At 61.8% G+C, this 16,789-nt stretch carries 15 protein-coding genes and 5 tRNA genes; 18 read left to right on the top strand and 2 right to left on the bottom strand.

Features of this window, described 5'->3' with window-relative positions; all coding sequences use genetic code 11:
• Window positions 1-477: 477 nt before the first annotated feature.
• From BN3789_RS02995 to BN3789_RS02935, 14 genes are all read left to right on the top strand, one after another.
• Window positions 478-552: transfer RNA gene (locus tag BN3789_RS02995), tRNA-Thr, on the top strand.
• An 820-nt stretch (window positions 553-1,372) separates the two neighbouring features.
• Window positions 1,373-1,454, top strand: a tRNA-Tyr gene (locus BN3789_RS02990).
• A gap of 9 nt (window positions 1,455-1,463) precedes the next feature.
• Window positions 1,464-1,539: transfer RNA gene (locus BN3789_RS02985), tRNA-Thr, on the top strand.
• A gap of 4 nt (window positions 1,540-1,543) precedes the next feature.
• Window positions 1,544-1,617 (top strand) — tRNA-Met (locus tag BN3789_RS02980).
• 91 nt (window positions 1,618-1,708) lie between these two features.
• Window positions 1,709-2,899: an elongation factor Tu gene (tuf, locus tag BN3789_RS02975; RefSeq protein WP_066829724.1), complete on the top strand. Its 1,191-nt coding sequence runs from the start codon at window positions 1,709-1,711 to the stop codon at window positions 2,897-2,899.
• Window positions 2,900-3,104: 205 nt separating this feature from the next.
• Window positions 3,105-3,254: a 50S ribosomal protein L33 gene (rpmG, locus tag BN3789_RS12280; protein WP_079989048.1), complete on the top strand. Its 150-nt coding sequence runs from the start codon at window positions 3,105-3,107 to the stop codon at window positions 3,252-3,254.
• A gap of 12 nt (window positions 3,255-3,266) precedes the next feature.
• A tRNA-Trp gene (locus BN3789_RS02970) sits at window positions 3,267-3,342 on the top strand.
• A gap of 75 nt (window positions 3,343-3,417) precedes the next feature.
• The gene (secE, locus tag BN3789_RS02965; RefSeq protein ID WP_066829722.1) at window positions 3,418-3,828 is read left to right on the top strand and encodes a preprotein translocase subunit SecE; all 411 of its coding nucleotides are present in this window, start codon (window positions 3,418-3,420) and stop codon (window positions 3,826-3,828) included.
• Window positions 3,829-3,831: 3 nt separating this feature from the next.
• Window positions 3,832-4,368, top strand: coding sequence for a transcription termination/antitermination protein NusG (nusG, locus tag BN3789_RS02960; protein WP_066829720.1), 537 nt, complete (start codon window positions 3,832-3,834; stop codon window positions 4,366-4,368).
• Window positions 4,369-4,487: 119 nt separating this feature from the next.
• Complete coding sequence (rplK, locus tag BN3789_RS02955; protein WP_066829718.1) at window positions 4,488-4,919, top strand: 50S ribosomal protein L11; 432 nt, start codon at window positions 4,488-4,490, stop codon at window positions 4,917-4,919.
• A 106-nt stretch (window positions 4,920-5,025) separates the two neighbouring features.
• Window positions 5,026-5,733, top strand: coding sequence for a 50S ribosomal protein L1 (gene rplA, locus BN3789_RS02950; RefSeq protein ID WP_066829712.1), 708 nt, complete (start codon window positions 5,026-5,028; stop codon window positions 5,731-5,733).
• A 236-nt stretch (window positions 5,734-5,969) separates the two neighbouring features.
• Window positions 5,970-6,320 (top strand): PadR family transcriptional regulator, encoded by a 351-nt coding sequence (locus BN3789_RS02945; protein ID WP_066829709.1) that lies wholly within the window; start codon window positions 5,970-5,972, stop codon window positions 6,318-6,320.
• Complete coding sequence (locus BN3789_RS02940) at window positions 6,317-7,450, top strand: permease prefix domain 1-containing protein (RefSeq protein ID WP_066829706.1); 1,134 nt, start codon at window positions 6,317-6,319, stop codon at window positions 7,448-7,450. Before BN3789_RS02945 ends, BN3789_RS02940 begins: the two co-directional genes overlap by 4 nt.
• A gap of 561 nt (window positions 7,451-8,011) precedes the next feature.
• Window positions 8,012-9,226, top strand: a complete 1,215-nt coding sequence (locus BN3789_RS02935; protein WP_066829703.1) for a mandelate racemase/muconate lactonizing enzyme family protein — start codon at window positions 8,012-8,014, stop codon at window positions 9,224-9,226.
• Between the two features lie 227 nt (window positions 9,227-9,453).
• Here the strand turns inward: BN3789_RS02935 and BN3789_RS02930 are convergent, their stop codons facing one another.
• Window positions 9,454-10,497, bottom strand: coding sequence for a threonine aldolase family protein (locus BN3789_RS02930; protein ID WP_066829700.1), 1,044 nt, complete (start codon window positions 10,495-10,497; stop codon window positions 9,454-9,456).
• A gap of 525 nt (window positions 10,498-11,022) precedes the next feature.
• On the opposite strand from BN3789_RS02930, the gene BN3789_RS02925 reads away from it, so the two are divergent.
• The 4 genes from BN3789_RS02925 to leuB all read left to right on the top strand — a co-directional run bounded on the left by BN3789_RS02925 (window position 11,023) and on the right by leuB (window position 15,651).
• Window positions 11,023-12,564, top strand: coding sequence for a 2-isopropylmalate synthase (locus BN3789_RS02925; protein ID WP_066829697.1), 1,542 nt, complete (start codon window positions 11,023-11,025; stop codon window positions 12,562-12,564).
• Window positions 12,565-12,609: 45 nt separating this feature from the next.
• Complete coding sequence (gene leuC / locus BN3789_RS02920) at window positions 12,610-13,875, top strand: 3-isopropylmalate dehydratase large subunit (RefSeq protein WP_066829691.1); 1,266 nt, start codon at window positions 12,610-12,612, stop codon at window positions 13,873-13,875.
• 78 nt (window positions 13,876-13,953) lie between these two features.
• Window positions 13,954-14,451: a 3-isopropylmalate dehydratase small subunit gene (locus BN3789_RS02915; protein ID WP_066829689.1), complete on the top strand. Its 498-nt coding sequence runs from the start codon at window positions 13,954-13,956 to the stop codon at window positions 14,449-14,451.
• Between the two features lie 39 nt (window positions 14,452-14,490).
• Window positions 14,491-15,651, top strand: coding sequence for a 3-isopropylmalate dehydrogenase (gene leuB, locus BN3789_RS02910; RefSeq protein ID WP_229254146.1), 1,161 nt, complete (start codon window positions 14,491-14,493; stop codon window positions 15,649-15,651).
• A gap of 432 nt (window positions 15,652-16,083) precedes the next feature.
• Here leuB and BN3789_RS02905 read toward each other — a convergent pair whose 3' ends face one another.
• Window positions 16,084-16,737, bottom strand: coding sequence for a Crp/Fnr family transcriptional regulator (locus BN3789_RS02905; RefSeq protein WP_066829684.1), 654 nt, complete (start codon window positions 16,735-16,737; stop codon window positions 16,084-16,086).
• Window positions 16,738-16,789 lie beyond the last annotated feature (52 nt).

The raw sequence follows: 16,789 nt of genomic DNA, 5'->3' as shown, positions 1-16,789 counted from the left end.
TTTTCGGTGCCCTTTCCCCACATGCGGCATACCCCTCGACATTCTCCCAGTTGTTTCCTGCGGAAACGTCGGGGGCTGTGGCGCATGTGGAGGAACGACACCGAAAAACAGTGACAAACTCGTATACACGGTTTTCGGGCGGCTCGCTGGGGCGATCGCTTCGCACAAGAGCTCAAGCCGCTACGCCTCCAGCCGCCAGACGCGGTTGGTTGGGGACGGGTTGGCTGGGGACGTGTTCGTATCAACCTATCCATCGTGGAATGGCGGGGACGTACTCTCGATATGCCCGTACTCCTGTCAGGCCAGCATGGATGTGGCGGTTCCCACGACCTCAGCCCGCACTCTTTCATGACCTCCGTTGGACTGCTGCGAGTATGGTGGAGCAGCGGAAGTTATTCTGGGATGACGCTTCAAAGTCTTGCCGGATTCGAGGGGTTTCAGTATCCTGAAGAAGCTTCGCGCGCAAGCGCCAAGCGTGCCAGCGTGGCTCAACGGTAGAGCAAATGATTTGTAATCATTGGGTTGCGGGTTCGATTCCTGTCGCTGGCTCCATAGGATGGATGGCGAGTCCGGTGCTCTTGTAGCGCCGGGCTCGCTTCTTTTGCGGGCCGACAGGGATCGAACCCGGTTGCGGGCACGGAGCTGAGGCAATGCGGAGCATTGCCCAGCGAAGTGCGCAAGGCGGCGCAGCCGCCGCAGCGGTCTGAGCGCGCGTAAGCGCGCGGCGATTCCTGTCGCTGGCTCCATAGAAAACAGCAGGTCAGACACGGTAAACGGTCTGGCCTGTTTTTTTTTGTTGCCAGTGTTAATAAGAAGTGCCAGTAAATCGCCAGTAAATATGGTGAAGTGGGCGCGAAAAGATCCCTGTCGCTGTATTCCATTCGCATCAAGTCATGAAACGGTCATGAACCAGTCATGAAATCGAGGCGGATCCGGAACGCTGGACCTTCGTCGGGGGGCTCGAGCATCGAAGCAGGGCTCACCGGTCGGTCGAGCAACTTGTCTGCCATGAGCGCCCATCCCTAATGGCAGAGGGCAGGCCGTGGGAGACGGGCGCGGGCGACGGGATGGGTTGAAATGAACCCGTCCCCAAACAACCCATCCCAGACGCAGAAGCAGAAGGGGTGTCCCCAGTTTGCAAAAGTGCAAGCGGAAGGTACGTCCCCAATTTGCACTCGTCAGGAATCCTGCGTCTTCACAAGCTCACCATGATAAAGTGCCGCTAAAACCGCAGGTAGACGCCTATGTGACAGAAATAGGATACGCCCGGTGGCGTGTATTAAGCAACTTTGCGTTGACATCCGGCCCCCGAGCGTCGTAATATCCTTCCTGCGCAACGGAGCGGCCAGCCGTTCCGAGCGCGTGAACACATGGGAGTTTGCCCGAGTGGTTAATGGGGACGGGCTGTAAACCCGTTGGCTATGCCTACATAGGTTCGAATCCTATAGCTCCCACCCGTTCACGCCTGTGTAGCTCAGTCGGTAGAGCACCTCGTTGGTAACGAGGAGGTCACCGGTTCAAGTCCGGTCGCAGGCTCCAGTACGGCGGTGTAGCTCAGCTGGTTAGAGCACACGGTTCATACCCGTGGCGTCACTGGTTCGAATCCAGTCACCGCTACCCAGGTAACACGGTGGCTTTCCTATATACTAGGGGAGCCACTAAGTTTATTGGTACGTCCCGCCGGGGACACCTTTAAGGAGGAGGCTTCATGGCCAAGGAAAAGTTCGAGCGCACTAAGCCGCATGTTAACATCGGCACCATCGGTCACGTTGACCACGGCAAGACCACGCTGACGGCTGCCATCACCAAGGTTCTCTCCGAGACCGAGGGCTGCAAGGCCGACTTCACCGCGTTCGAGAACATCGACAAGGCTCCCGAGGAGCGCGAGCGCGGCATCACCATCTCCGTCGCTCACGTCGAGTACGAGACCGCTACGCGTCACTACGCTCACGTCGACTGCCCCGGCCACGCTGACTACATCAAGAACATGATCTCCGGTGCTGCTCAGATGGACGGCGCTATCCTGGTCATCGCTGCCACCGACGGCCCCATGGCCCAGACCCGCGAGCACATCCTGCTCGCCCGTCAGGTCGGCGTGCCCTACATCGTCGTGTTCCTGAACAAGTGCGACATGGTTGACGACGAGGAGCTTATCGACCTCGTCGAGATGGAGACCCGTGAGCTCCTCTCTGAGTACGACTTCCCCGGCGACGACATCCCCGTTGTCCGCGGCTCCGCTCTGGGCGCCCTCAACGGCGAGGAGAAGTGGATGGATTCCGTCCGCGAGCTCATGAAGGCTGTTGACGAGTACATCCCGACCCCCGAGCGCGACGACGCCAAGCCGTTCCTGATGGCTGTCGAGGACGTCATGACCATCTCCGGCCGTGGTACCGTTGCTACTGGTCGTGTCGAGCGCGGTCAGCTCAAGCTCAACGAGCCCGTCGAGATCGTCGGCATCAAGGAGACCCAGTCCACCGTTGCTACCGGCATCGAGATGTTCCGCAAGACCATGGACTTCTGCGAGGCTGGCGACAACGTCGGCATCCTGCTGCGCGGCATCAAGCGTGAGCAGATCGAGCGCGGCCAGGTTCTCTGCAAGCCCGGTTCGGTTCACCCGCACACCAAGTTCACCGGCGAGGTCTACGTCCTCACCAAGGAGGAGGGCGGCCGTCACACCCCGTTCTTCGATGGTTACCGTCCGCAGTTCTACTTCCGTACCACTGACGTGACCGGCTCCGTCAAGCTGCCCGAGGGCACCGAGATGGCCATGCCTGGTGACCACATCACCATCGAGGGCGACCTCATTCACCCGATCGCCATGGAGGAGGGCCTGCGCTTCGCTATCCGCGAGGGTGGCCACACCGTTGGCTCCGGCGTCGTCAGCACCATCATCGAGTAACTTCGGTTAGTCGTAGCTGATTTGCTTCTTGAACCCGGCTCCTTTTCGGGGGAGCCGGGTTTTTCTTGTCTACTCCTTTGTACAGGTTGTGTAACGAATTTGCAGATGTCCACCAGATTTCAAAGGAGCATTGACACACTTCCGTATCTGCGGTTAAATGTTCCACCGTGCCCGCAGGGGACGGTAAATGGAGGTTATTAGATACATGCGTACTCTCGTTACACTTGCCTGCACCGAGTGCAAGCGTCGCAACTATACGACGACCAAGAACAAGGCAAACATGCCTGATCGCATGGAGATCAAGAAGTATTGCCCCTGGTGCCGTCGTCACACCGTGCACAAAGAGACTCGCTAGTCTCACGTACATACGCCAGTAGTTCAATTGGTAGAGCATCGGTCTCCAAAACCGAGTGTTGAGGGTTCGAGTCCTTCCTGGCGTGCCAGTTTGTAATCCGTAAGCCTCCTTGTGAGGCTTACGGTTTCTAATGTCTAGGTGGTTTAGGCCGGAGGTAAACGTCATGGCCAACAAGAAGTCCAAGAAGAAGAGCAACCAGGCTTCTCCTGCTGCTTCTAAGGCCCAGCCTGCGCAGGCAGCCGGCAAGAAGGCGGATGCCAAGAAGGCCGCTCCTCAGAAGGAGGAGAAGAAGTCTCTCTTCAAGAAGGGCGAGAAGGCCCCTGAGACGTCGAAGAAGGCTTCCAAGAAGACCACCAAGGCCAAGAACGCCAAGCCGGGTATCATCGTCCGTGCAAAGAAGTACCTTGGCTCCATCCGCTCCGAGATGAAGCGCGTTGTGTGGCCGTCCAAGAAGGAGCTCATCAACTACTCCGTGGCGGTCGTCGTTTCGCTCGTTGTCGTTGGTATCGTGATCGCCGTCCTCGATGTTGTCATTGGTGAGGGCCTTCTGCTCTTGTCGGGACTGAGGGGGTAGTTCATGTCTAAGCGTTGGTACGTAGTTCACACCTATTCCGGATACGAGAACCGCGTCAAGTCCGATCTCGAGCATCGCATCGAGACCATGGGCATGCAGGACCGTATCTTCAACATCGAGATTCCGGTAGAGCGCGTCACCGAGATCAAAGAGGGCGGCAAGCGCGAGACCAAGGATTCGAAGATCTTCCCGGGCTATGTGCTGGTCCGCATGGAGATGGACGATGATGCTTGGACCTGCGTTCGCAACACCCCCGGCGTGACCGGTTTTCTGGGCGCCAACGGCAAGCCCGCTCCGCTCTCCCGCGATGAGTACAACAAGATGATGCGCAAGTCCGCCAAGGGCGGCGCTCCCAAGCGTACGTCGGTCGCCATCGAGGTCGGTACGGCCGTCAAGGTCATCTCCGGTCCTCTGGCCGATTTCGACGGCAAGGTGTCTGAGGTCAACGCCGAGTCCGGCAAGGTCAAGGTCACGCTGCTCATCTTTGGCCGTGAGACGCCGGTCGAGCTTTCGTTCGACCAGATCACGGTCATCGGTTAGGTTGTCCGTTCGCGCGTGCACGCTTCGTCATCCGGCCGCTCACCGGATGGTGTGCTTCTAACGGGTTCGCGCTGACGATATAGCACTTGTTCACACGTTCGTGTTTAGGAAGGTTTGACATGGCTGAGAAGAAAGTTGCCACCGTCATCAAGCTCCAGATTCCCGCTGGCGCTGCGAACCCCGCTCCTCCCGTCGGTCCTGCCCTGGGTGCCGCTCAGGTCAACATCATGCAGTTCTGCCAGGCGTTCAACGCCGCTACGGCTGACAAGCAGGGCGACATCATCCCCGTCGAGATCACCGTCTTCGAGGATCGCTCCTTCGACTTCGTCTGCAAGACCCCTCCTGCGGCTCACCTGATCAAGAAGGAGCTCAAGCTCAAGAGCGGCTCCGCCGTTCCGCAGCGCGACAAGGTTGGCCAGCTCACGCAGGAGCAGCTCACCAAGATCGCCGAGATCAAGATGCCGGACCTCAATGCCAACGACATCGAGGCCGCCAAGAAGATCGTCGCCGGCACCGCCCGCTCCATGGGCGTCACCATCGCCGACGCGTAAGTTGCTTTCCTTGCAGGCGCGGCATTCGGTCGCGCCTGCTTTTGCGCAATAGGGCGCACATCGATGTGGGAGGGCTCGTGCCCGTTCACCACAGGAGGTAAGAATCATGGCTAAGCATGGTAAGAAGTTCCGCGCAGCTGCGGAGAAGGTCGATCGTTCTCAGCTCTACACGCCGCTTGCGGCCGTGAAGCTGGTCAAGGAGCTCGCTCCCGCCAAGTTCGACGAGACCGTTGAGGCTCACTTCCGTCTGGGCATCGACACCCGCAAGGCTGACCAGAACATCCGTGGCTCCATCTCCCTGCCTCACGGCACCGGCAAGTCCGTTCGCGTTGCCGTGTTCGCCGAGGGCGCCAAGGCTGACGAGGCTCGTGAGGCCGGTGCCGACGTCATCGGTTCCGACGAGCTGATCGCTGACATCCAGAAGGGCGAGATCAACTTCGACGCCGCCATCGCCACCCCGAACATGATGGCGAAGGTCGGCCGCATCGGTAAGATCCTCGGCCCCCGTGGCCTGATGCCGAACCCCAAGCTCGGCACCGTCACCATGGATGTCGCCAAGATGGTCAGCGAGCTCAAGGCCGGCCGCGTCGAGTATCGCGCTGACCGCTACGGCATCTGCCACGTGCCCCTGGGCAAGGTTTCCTTCGACGACCAGAAGCTCGTTGAGAACTACGCCGCTCTGTACACGGAGATCCTGCGCGTCAAGCCCGCTTCCGCTAAGGGCAAGTACGTGAAGAGCATCACGCTGACCTCCACCATGGGCCCCGGCGTCAAGGTCGACTCCGCTGTCCAGCGCAACTTCATGGAGGAGTAGCGTTTAGCACTTTACATTTCCGGTGTTGCTGAAAGCCCGGTACCGTTCGCGGTACCGGGCTTTTTTTGGTGCACTTGTGGGCAAATGGCCCCGTTTCAGAACGTTCTTTCGAAATCCTACCGTTTACCTTGCCTAATCTACCGTTTATCTCTGCGTGAACATGTATATCAACACACAAAGTAATCTGTGCTACATTGGAGCTGTCAGAAAGCACGTATCCGACGGGAGGTGACGCAATGTCCACGAGGGATGCGGTAAGCGATCTCATTCGCGGAAATATCGACGCCATCATCTTGTGCACGCTTTCGAGTGGTGACAGCTATGGCTATGAGATCCTCAAAGAGATCGCCACGGCCAGCGGGGGAGAATACGAAATGAAAGAGCCCTCGCTGTACACGAGCCTCAAGCGCTTGGAGAATCAAGGGTACGTTGAGAGTTACTGGGGGGATGAGTCGCAAGGCGCCCGACGCAAGTACTATCGGGTTACCCCTTCGGGTGGCGATGAGCTCACCGAAGCGACGAAGCGCTGGGTTCGTGTTCGCAATATTATCGATAGGCTGCTGAAACAGGAGGGGGACAGACGATGAACGAGCTTCGTATGTACGTTGAGCATCTGTTCCAGGGTAGGGTTCTCACTGAAGAGAACATCGAGCTCAAGGAAGAGATCTACGGCAATCTCGTGGCGCGCTACGAGGATTATCTTGCCCAGGGACTGTCTGAAGAAGAGGCGATGGCGCGCACGAAGGAAAGCGTGCCAAGCATCGATGACGTGCTGTCGGGAGGTGCCGGCACCGATGAGCCCGTCGAGGCGCCGACGACCGTGCTTCCCGAGACGGAACCGACGGTCGTCATGGCTGCGCCCGCGGTGAAATCCGAGACGCCTCGAGGACCGACTCCACCGACATCCTCTGCGGCCTCTGAGGGCCCACAGCACCAGGCGCCCAAGTCGCGGGCCAAATGGCCGCTCGTGCTCGGCATCGTCGCCGTTGCCCTGATCGCCGCGGTGCTCGGCCTGTTCGAGTTTGTGATCGATCCCATGCTGGATCATCAGGAGGATGTCGCCGAGGCCCAGGCAGAGCAGCAGTGGCGCGAGCAACAGAACCAGAGCCCGCAGACCTCGCAGGGCGACTCGACGAGCGGTGATGCGGCCACGTCGTCGAACACCCAGTCCCAAACGCAGGCCCAGACCCCGCAATTCGACGACCCTGAGGATCAGCGGGAGTGGGAGGCGACGACGGCGCTCGACAACGAGATCGCCAACAACTCGATCGATACGCTGAAGTCCTATACGGGGAACGGCACGACCAAGGTGCAGCTGTTCGAGAGCCTTCCGCTCGGCTCCTATGTTGATAGCTCCGGCGTCGAAGAGAACGGCGACAGCTTCAACGTGCGCTACAGCAATGTGAGCGAGGACATCGATGGCGACGCTCTCGACCGCGCGATCGTCTACGACGCCGTGGCGGCACTGTCGGTCTACGAGGACCTCAATACGGTGAACATCACGGTTCACGAGCAGTACGACAGCGAATACGAGACCGACATCTACAGCTTTGAGCGCACGATGCTCGAGCAGCTCCTGTCGGATGCGAGCGGCGGTTCGATCACGCAGCTGAACTCCTCGCTGTTCGAATCCGGCGACCAGTGGAACGCCGTGCGCGACCTGGTGATGCGCGAGAACGTGTACGACACGGCAACCGATCGGGCTGAGCGCAACTAACCTGATACCTCTCGGATGGGGGCGGGCATCTTTCAGATACCCGCCCCCCTGCGTTAGGGAAACACTGAACAATTGCTTTTGCGGCGGGTAGCATAAAGCGGCCTTGCGCTCGCGTCCTGGGAGGACGCCCAGCGGAGATTCAGCCGTACAGAATTGCTGAAAAATCGACGTTATGAGTGAGTGGATTTGGAAGGCCCTGAAAATCGCATCCGTTGAATGGCTGTGACCTGCGGAAACATCGGCTCGAAGATGCCGTTTTGTTCGAGTTTGAAATCGATGCGCTCAAAACGTCGATTTTTCAGCGAACGCTCGGCCAGAACCCTCCGCAGTGGGCTGCGGGCCGGTAAGCCGTGCCACCAAGCGCCCCCGTGGGGCCGGCTTCCTACCCGGGGTGCTCCTGCGGAAGCCCTTACTCCGTGGTCCCTTTGCCATATCTGTTGCTGCCGTTTATCGAATGTGTATTTCGTACCGATGACGAGTGCGTGGCTTCTCTATAGAACGGATGAAAGGGAGTGCTGATGATGCGCTTCGGTTCGAGACGCGGACGACGGAGGAACGGCCATGGCTATCATTACCACATTGCGAACAATTCGCGTAGAGCAGTATCCGAACTGCATATGGGTCGAGGTCGAGACCGACGACGGGCTTGTCGGTTTGGGCGAGGCGTGGCGCGGCGCCGCGGCGATCGAGGCGGTTGTGCACAGCGAGCTGGCCGATTGGCTGATTGGCCAGGATGCCCGTCGCATTGAGTTTATCTCGCGCACGCTGCTGACGCCCTACGTGGGCTTCCATAGCGCCAGCGCAGAGGTCCGCGCGGCGAGCGCGGTGGATATCGCCCTGTGGGACCTGTTCGGCAAACGCGCCGGCATTCCGGTGTACGAGGCCCTGGGCGGCGCCTCTCGGACCTCGCTTCCGGTGTACAACACGTGCTCGGGCTACTCGTTCAACGCGAGCAGCAGCGCCTACGACTCGGGGAACGCCCGTCGCGTCATCACCGATGCCGACGGCATGCGCGGTCCCTATGACGATCAAATCGCCTTCACGCGCGATGCGGGCAAGCTCGCCGAGAGCCTGCTCGCGGAAGGCTATCGCGTGATGAAGATCTGGCCGTTCGATCCGTATGCGAAGGCGACCCAGGGTATGTGGATCTCCGACGAGGATCTGCAGGCGGGCATGGAGCCGTTCCGCAAGATTCGCGCCGCGGTGGGCAACCAGATGGAGGTCATGTGCGAGCTGCACAGCCTGTGGAGCGTGCCGGCGGCGCGCAGGATCTGCCAGGCGCTCGAGGAGGTGGACGTCTTTTGGGCGGAGGATCCGCTGTGCAAGATGGACGACGTCGAGCAGCTTCGAGACCTTCGCGCCGGGACGCGGACCCCGATCTGCGGCAGCGAGACGCTGTCTTCGGCACCGGTGTTCCGCCGGTTGCTTGCCGAGCAGGCGGTCGACTACGCGATGCTCGACCTGGGCTGGTGCGGCGGCTTGACGGAAGGGCGTAAGATCGCCGCGCTGGCGGAGAGCTTCAACATCCCCATCGCGCCGCACGATTGCACCGGCCCCGTCCAGCTGTGGGCGGGCCTGCATCTGGGCATGTATGCACCGACGGCCATGTTCCAAGAGGTGGTGCGCGCGAACCTCGCGACGTGGTATCAGGATCTGGCGGATGCGCTTCCCCAGATCGATGGCGGTGATGTCGGTCTGCCCGAGAGGCCGGGACTCGGCGTCGAACTGCGTCCCGAGGTCAAGCAGCGCCCCGATACCATCATCCGTGAGAGCTAGAAGCTCTGATTGGTTGGCCGATGTGCGCCCGAGGTCTCCCCTCGGGCGCTTTTCTGTGCGCGGCCAACGACGACACCCCTCTTCATTCATGAATGAAGAGGGGTGTCAGAAATTTGAATCCTGGGCAAACGTCGAAAAGGACCCCGCTTATTCATGAATAAGCGGGGTCCGAGAGGGTGGAGCGGGCCGATTCGTCTCGACCCGCTCCGCGCGTTGCCGGGAGCAGGTCAGCCCGCGAGCTCGTTTTCGAGTTCGCGCACGATGGCGGCTGCTTCGAGGGCCTCGTCGCGCGTGATGCCGCGGTAGAAGACGAATCGGATGTAGCGCTTCATGACCGGACGGATGATAAGGCCCCGTTGGGCGGCAAGCTCGCAATAGCGCAGCGGATCATCGACCAGGTCGCTCACGTCTATCACGACGATGTTGGTGACGACATCGCCCACGATATGCGTATGCGGAAGGCCGAGGATCGCATCGGCGAATGCGCGGGCGTTTGCATGGTCCTCTGCCAGGCGGTCGATGTTGTGGCGCAGTGCGTAGAGTCCCGGCGCGGCGATGACGCCGGCCTGTCGCATGGCTCCGCCGAGCGCCTTGCGCATGCGGCGCACCTCCAGTATGGTGCCCTGGTCTCCGCAGACGATCGAGCCGACGGGGGCCGAGAGCCCTTTGGACAGACAGAACATAAGGGTATCCACGGATGCGCACAGCTCGGCGGGGGCGATGCCGAGGGCGACGGTTGCGTTGAACATGCGGGCGCCGTCCATGTGGACGGGGACGCCATGGTTCCCTGCGAGCTCGTGGATGGCGGCGAGGCGCTTGAGCGAGACGACGGCCCCGCCCGCGTAGTTGTGCGAGTTCTCGACGCAGACGAGGTCGATGCCGCCCGCATCGAGATGCCGTTCGATGTCGGCGAGGTCGGGCTGGCCGTGCTCGTCGTGGCGGTAGGTCTGGAACTTCATGCGTCCGAAGTCGGGGTCGAACAGGTATTTTTCGCTGATGAGCAGATGCTGCTGCTCATCCACCAGCAGGGTGCTTCCCGGTTTTGCCTGGGCGAGCACGGCTGCGGTGTTCGCCATGCTGCCCGACGGCATGAGGACCGCGGCCTGTTTGCCGGTGACCTGTGCGGCGAGGTCCTCGAGCTCGTTGACCGTGGGGTCTTCACCTCGGCCGAGCTCATGGGTTCGGTCGTCGTCGCCGAGCGGGGCGTCGAGAATCGCCTCGAGCATCTCGGGCGTCGGTTTGGTGAGGGTGTCGCTGCGCAGGTCGATCATGGTGGCCTCCTCGTTCCGGTGGTGCGGCACCATCATATCGTGCGATCGGGGAGTGGGGCGAGGCGGCATCGTTCGGACGGAGGCATCGGGCCGGCTGAAGGCCGATGTCCTGCCGATGCCCCCTCGGCGCGCCTAGGCATCCCGCGCTGGGCTGCCAGAGGCGCCGCGCAGACCGTTTACGGGATTGTAGCTTGCATGAGCGCTTTAGTTTGCTAAACTGCAATACATTCGCCTACGAAAGGACGGAACGCATGGCAACAAGGGAGTACAGCATGGCTTCGCGCGCGAGCGCCTCTGCTGCTCAGTCCCTATCCCTAGCGCTCCTACTAGCCGCCGATGCGCGCTAGGGTCCTTCGTATGGCACGAATGGCATAAGCCGGCACTTCCAGAAGCACCCCATCGCGCATCTGACCGACGCCTTGCAGGGCGTGACGCGCGACGGGGTGCTTTTGCGTATCTTGCGCAACCGCAATCGGTGCCACCTCCTGCAGGCACAGCATACGACCACGAGCACAGGAGGAACCCATGACCCGCAAGATCGCCATCTTCGACACGACGCTGCGCGACGGAGAGCAGTCGCCCGGCGCAAGCATGAACACCGAGGAAAAGCTCATCATCGCCCGTCAGCTTATTCGCATGAACGTCGATGTCATCGAGGCAGGCTTCCCCATCTCGAGCCCCGGTGACTTCAAGAGCGTGGCCGAGATCGGCCGCATCGCGGGCGACAAGTGCACGGTGTGCGGCCTGACGCGCGCGGTCGACAAGGATATCGAGGTCGCAGCCGAGGCGCTCAAGACCGCCAAGCGTCCGCGCATCCATACCGGCTTGGGCGTGTCGCCCTCCCATCTGCGCGACAAGCTGCGCCTCACGGAGGAAGAGGCCATCGAGCGCGCCGTCCATGCGGTCAAGCATGCGCGCAACTTCGTGGACGATGTCGAGTTCTACGCCGAGGATGCCGGTCGTGCGGATCAGGACTTCCTCGTGCGCATCATCGAGGCGGCCGTCAAGGCGGGTGCCACGGTCGTGAACATCCCCGATACCACGGGCTACAATATGCCGTGGGAGTTCGGCGCGCGCATTCGCGACCTGCGCGAGCGCGTGGACGGTATCGAAGACGTCACTATCTCCGTCCATACCCATAACGATCTTGGTATGGCGACCGCCCTGGCGCTCGAAAGCGTGCGCAACGGCGCCACGCAGATCGAGTGCACCATCAACGGCCTGGGCGAGCGCGCGGGCAACACCTCGCTCGAAGAGGTCGTCATGGCCATCCGCATGCACGGTGCCGAACTCGACGCCCACACCGACATCGTCACGCAGGAGCTCACCCATGCGAGCAAGCTCGTGAGCTCCATCACGGGCATCATGGTTCAGCCCAACAAGGCGATCGTCGGCGCCAACGCGTTCGCCCATTCCTCGGGCATCCATCAGGACGGCGTCCTCAAGGCGCGCGACACCTACGAGATCATCGACCCCGCCGACGTCGGCGCCGCCGGCTCGCAGATCATCCTGTCCGCGCGCTCCGGCCACGCGGCGCTGCGCCATCGCATGGCAGAGCTGGGCTATACGTTTACCGACGAAGAGTTCGAGGGTATCTACCAGGCATTCCTCGAGGTCGCCGACAAGAAGAAGGAAGTGTACGACGAGGACCTGGAGTCTATCGTCCACGAGCGCGAGCGCGTGAGCGCCGCGATCTGGACGCTGGGCGCCGTGCAGGTGTCCTGCGGCTTCCCGCTGACGCCGACGGCGACGCTGACGCTGGTCGACGAAGAGGGCACCGAGCATACCGTCGCCGCCTACGGAACCGGTCCGGTCGACGCCGTCTACAAGGCGGTCGACCAGATCGTGGCCGTGGACAACGACCTGTCCGAGTTCTCCATCAAGTCCATCACCCGCGGCATCGATGCGCTGGGCGAGGTCACGGTGCGCGTGACCGCCGCCAACGGCGAGGTCTACATCGGCCGCGGCAGCGATAACGACATCATCGTGTCCTCCACGAAGGCCTACATCAACGCCCTGAACCGCCTGATCTCCGATCAGCGCGAGGCAGAAGCCAGCGCCGCCTAACGGCAGGCGACACGCAACGTCAGATCACAGAAAGGGATGCAACCAATGCCAAGACCTATGACCGTGGCCGAGAAGATCCTTGCGGCCCATGCCGGACTCGATGAGGTCCGTCCCGGCCAGCTCGTCGAGTGCGATGTCGACATCGTGCTGGCCAACGACATCACGGCGCCCATCGCCATCGACGTGTTCCGCGAGCTCGGCGCGACCGAGGTGTTCGACCGCGACCGCGTGTGCCTCGTGCCCGACCATTACGCGCCCAACAAGGACATCAAGAGCGCCGAGCAGACCAAGAAGATGCGCGACTTTGCCCATGAGCAGAAGGTGGCGCACTATTGGGAGCAGGGCTGCGCGGGCATCGAGCACGCGCTGCTTCCCGAGACGGGCACCGTCGTGCCGGGCGACCTGATCATCGGCGCCGACTCGCACACCTGTACCTACGGCGCGCTCGGTGCGTTTTCCACCGGCGTGGGCTCCACCGATGCGGGCGTGGGCCTGGCGACCGGACGGTGCTGGTTCAAGGTCCCGCCGACCATCAAGTTCGAGATCGAAGGCGAGCTTGTCGACGGCGCGACGCCCAAGGATGTCATTCTGCACATCATCGGCATGATCGGCGTCGACGGCGCTCTGTACCAGGCCATGGAGTTCACCGGGTCGGCCATCCGCAGCATGTCGATGGAGGGCCGCATGACCATCTCGAACATGGCGATCGAGGCCGGCGGCAAGGCGGGCATCATGGAGGTCGACGACGTGGCGCGCGCATGGCTCGAGGGGCGCTGCCAGCGTCCGTACGTGGAGTACCACGCCGATCCGGATGCGGAGTACGCGCAGGTCATCCATATCGACGCGGCCGACATCAAGCCGTGCGTCGCGTGGCCGCATCTGCCGGGCAACACCCATCCGGTGAGCGAGAGCACCCATATCGCCATCGATCAGGCCGTCATCGGAAGCTGCACGAACGGCCGTATCGAGGATATGCGCGCGGCCGCAGAGGTACTGCGCGGGCGCACCGTCAACCCGAACGTCCGCTGCATCGTGATCCCCGCGACGCAGGCGGTCTTCAAGAAGTGCATGGCGGAGGGTCTGGCCGATGTCTTCATCGATGCCGGCTGCGTGTTCTCCACCCCCACGTGCGGTCCCTGCCTGGGCGGCTATATGGGCATCCTCGCCGCCGGCGAGCGCTGCGTGTCCACCACCAACCGCAACTTCGTCGGCCGCATGGGCGATCCCACCTCGGAGGTTTATCTGGCAAGTCCCGCGGTCGCCGCTGCAAGCGCGGTCGCCGGCCATATCGCCGCGCCATCCGACCTGTAATGATTCCTTTTGGGACGGGGCCATCTTGTTTCATACGGGCCCCGTCCCGCCCAGATCGTGAGTACGAAAGGACCGCTCATGCATTTTGAAGGCACCGCGTTCCGCTATGGACGCGATATCGACACCGATGTCATCATCCCTGCCCGCTACCTCAACTCCTCCGACCATGCGTACCTGGCGTCGCACTGCCTGGAGGATCTCGACCCCACGTTCGTCGAGCGCATGAAGCCCGGTGACATCATCGTGGCCGAGGAGAACTTCGGCTGCGGCTCTTCCCGCGAGCATGCGCCGGTTGCCATCAAGGCCGCGGGCGTGTCGTGCGTCATCGCAAAGAGCTTCGCGCGCATCTTCTACCGCAACGCCATCAACATCGGGCTGCCGATTCTGGAGTGCCCCGAGGCGGTCGACGCGATCGCCGACGGCGTGCGGGTCTCGGTCGACACCGACACCGGAACCATCACCAACATCGATACCGGGGAGGCGTTTGCGTCCGAGCCGTTCCCGCCGTTTATCGCCGAGATCATCGAGGCAGGCGGCCTGGTCAACCGCACGCGCGCCAAGCTGGCCGCGCAGTAATGCCATCCGGTACGTTTTGGGACGGGGTCGTTTTTGCTCATGGACAATCCGTTTTCCGCGGGCCCGAGCTCGCTTGATTGGAGCTGCAACGTGAAGAAGAGCTACAAGATTTGCTGCCTGCCCGGTGACTGCATCGGGCCGGAGATCATGGCCGAGGGCAAGAAGGTGCTTGCGGCCGTGGGTCAGAGGTTCGGCGTCGAGTTTGTCTGCGAGGACGCCCTGATCGGTGGCGCGGCGATCGACGCATGCGGCACCGCGCTGCCCGACGAGACGCTTGATGCCGCGCGCGCCTCCGACGCCGTGCTGCTTGCCGCTGTGGGAGGTCCCAAATGGGACACGACCGATCCCACCGCGCCGCGTCCCGAGCAAGGTCTGCTCAAGATCCGCAAGGAGCTGGGGCTGTACACCAACCTGCGCCCCGTGCAGATCTTCTCGGCGCTTTCGGGTGCCTCCACGCTGAAACCCGAGGTCATCGATGGTGTGGACATGATGATCGTGCGCGAGCTCACCGGCGGCCTGTACTTTGGGCGTCGCGAGCGCTTCTATGACGAAGAGGGTTCGGGTGCGGACGGAAAGCCGGGCCAGCGCGCGTACGACACGCTCGAGTATCGCGAGTACGAGATCGAGCGCATCGCCCGCCAGGCCTTTGAGGCGGCGCGCAAGCGTCGCGGCAAGGTGGCGAGCGTGGACAAGGCGAACGTGCTGGAGACGAGCCGCATGTGGCGCGAGATCGTGCATCGCATCCACGACGAGGACTACGCCGACGTGGAGCTCGAGGACGTGCTGGTGGACAACGCCGCGATGCAGCTCATCAACCGCCCTGCGGACTTCGACGTCGTGGTGACCGAGAACATGTTCGGCGACATCCTGTCTGACGAGGCGGCACAGATCACCGGGTCGCTCGGCATGCTCGCCTCCGCGAGCCTGGGCGACGGCGTGGCCCTGTACGAGCCGAGCCACGGCAGCGCGCCGGATATCGCGGGCAAGGGCGTCGCGAACCCGCTTGCCCAGATTCTGTCCGTTGAGATGATGCTGTGCTACAGCTTCGACATGGGGGAGGCCGCCGACGCCATTCGCGCCGCGGTGGGCGCGGTTCTCGATGATGGCCTGCGCACGCGCGATATCGCTGATGCCGGTACGCCCGAGGAGAACGTGCTGGGCACCGCCGCCATGGGAGATGCCGTCGTCGCGCGCCTGTAGGGTTGTTCGCGGCCGTTGCGGGCCGCAGAATCGACCGGCTGCTTGGCAGATTTTGGGTGTTGGACCCGAGTGAGAGCCCCGCGGCGCGTGCCGCGGGGCTCTTTGCGCACTGCCCGCTACGAAAAAGGGACTTTTGGGTACATGTTTCGGGATTGCGCGAGTAGAGCCTATTTGAGAGCAAGTAAAACATACTATAAGCATAATGATATGCTGCTGTTCGATAGGTCTTCCCGACGGTTCCCAGAACAAGTACCCAAAAGTCCCTTTTCTTTTTGAGCAATATAATCAAGCTAAGCAAAACCATTCTTAAATATTAATCTGCGGGTATTATGCCGGGATTTCCGGCATAATACCCGGTTTCAGCGCGCAGGGACGGCAACATATCGTCACCTCCTGCGATCTCGCGTGGCCTGCCCCAGCAAGTACCACCGATCATGCAAGCAGTTCGAAGTGGTTCTTTTTGAACCGGATGAGCCCGTCACGCTGCATCTTCGAGAGCTCGGCGGACAGCGCGCTGCGGTCGACGCCGAGGTAGCCGGCCATCTGCTCGCGCGAGAAGGGGATGGCAAAGCTGCGGCTTTCGTGCTCGAGCGCCTGCTCCGCTAGGTAGGATAGCACGCGCTCGCGAATGGTTTTGGGCGCCGTGTGCATGATGCGGCGCGACAGCGCGATGTTCTTCAGGGCGGCGATGCGCACAAGGTTTTGGATGATGCGGTGGTGATAGGGGCAGGACTGTCCGCACACGTGCAGCAATTTCTCGGCGTTGAGCAGCAAGACGCGACTCGGTTCCGCTGCGACGGCATCGACGAGCAGCTTCGACGCGCTGACGGCGTACGCCTCGCCGAACATCTGCCCCGCCTCCGCATGCACGAAGATGTCGCGCGCGCCCCAGATATGATTCGCGACGATGTTGACGCTGCCGTCCAGCACGATGCCGAGGCTGTGCGTGATGCCTCCAGCGTGCATGATCGTTTCGCCCTTGTCGTAGGCGCGCTCATGGGCATCGAAGCAGGGGAGCATGCGCTCTGCGTCCAAAGGATCGATGCCCTCGAACAACATGGCATGTGTGGGAGCGATGTGCTTCATGCGGAGTTCCATTTCGTTGTTGCGACAACATACTTATCGTAGCCCTCCCGGT

The organism is Collinsella ihumii, from assembly GCF_900046475.1.
GTDB classification, from domain to species: Bacteria; Actinomycetota; Coriobacteriia; order Coriobacteriales; family Coriobacteriaceae; genus Collinsella; species Collinsella ihumii.
The sequence above is the reverse complement of the archived record's forward strand: the minus strand, read 5'-3'. Positions and strand labels throughout refer to the sequence as shown.

Bases quoted from the DNA above. Each gene is read 5' to 3' on its own strand.
- tuf (WP_066829724.1), top strand. From the start codon at position 1,709: ATGGCCAAGGAAAAGTTCGAGCGCACTAAGCCGCATGTTAACATCGGC.
- rpmG (WP_079989048.1), top strand. From the start codon at position 3,105: ATGCGTACTCTCGTTACACTTGCCTGCACCGAGTGCAAGCGTCGCAAC.
- secE (WP_066829722.1), top strand. From the start codon at position 3,418: ATGGCCAACAAGAAGTCCAAGAAGAAGAGCAACCAGGCTTCTCCTGCT.
- nusG (WP_066829720.1), top strand. From the start codon at position 3,832: ATGTCTAAGCGTTGGTACGTAGTTCACACCTATTCCGGATACGAGAAC.
- rplK (WP_066829718.1), top strand. From the start codon at position 4,488: ATGGCTGAGAAGAAAGTTGCCACCGTCATCAAGCTCCAGATTCCCGCT.
- rplA (WP_066829712.1), top strand. From the start codon at position 5,026: ATGGCTAAGCATGGTAAGAAGTTCCGCGCAGCTGCGGAGAAGGTCGAT.
- BN3789_RS02945 (WP_066829709.1), top strand. From the start codon at position 5,970: ATGTCCACGAGGGATGCGGTAAGCGATCTCATTCGCGGAAATATCGAC.
- BN3789_RS02940 (WP_066829706.1), top strand. From the start codon at position 6,317: ATGAACGAGCTTCGTATGTACGTTGAGCATCTGTTCCAGGGTAGGGTT.
- BN3789_RS02935 (WP_066829703.1), top strand. From the start codon at position 8,012: ATGGCTATCATTACCACATTGCGAACAATTCGCGTAGAGCAGTATCCG.
- BN3789_RS02930 (WP_066829700.1), bottom strand. From the start codon at position 10,497: ATGATCGACCTGCGCAGCGACACCCTCACCAAACCGACGCCCGAGATG.
- BN3789_RS02925 (WP_066829697.1), top strand. From the start codon at position 11,023: ATGACCCGCAAGATCGCCATCTTCGACACGACGCTGCGCGACGGAGAG.
- leuC (WP_066829691.1), top strand. From the start codon at position 12,610: ATGCCAAGACCTATGACCGTGGCCGAGAAGATCCTTGCGGCCCATGCC.
- BN3789_RS02915 (WP_066829689.1), top strand. From the start codon at position 13,954: ATGCATTTTGAAGGCACCGCGTTCCGCTATGGACGCGATATCGACACC.
- leuB (WP_229254146.1), top strand. From the start codon at position 14,491: ATGGACAATCCGTTTTCCGCGGGCCCGAGCTCGCTTGATTGGAGCTGC.
- BN3789_RS02905 (WP_066829684.1), bottom strand. From the start codon at position 16,737: ATGAAGCACATCGCTCCCACACATGCCATGTTGTTCGAGGGCATCGAT.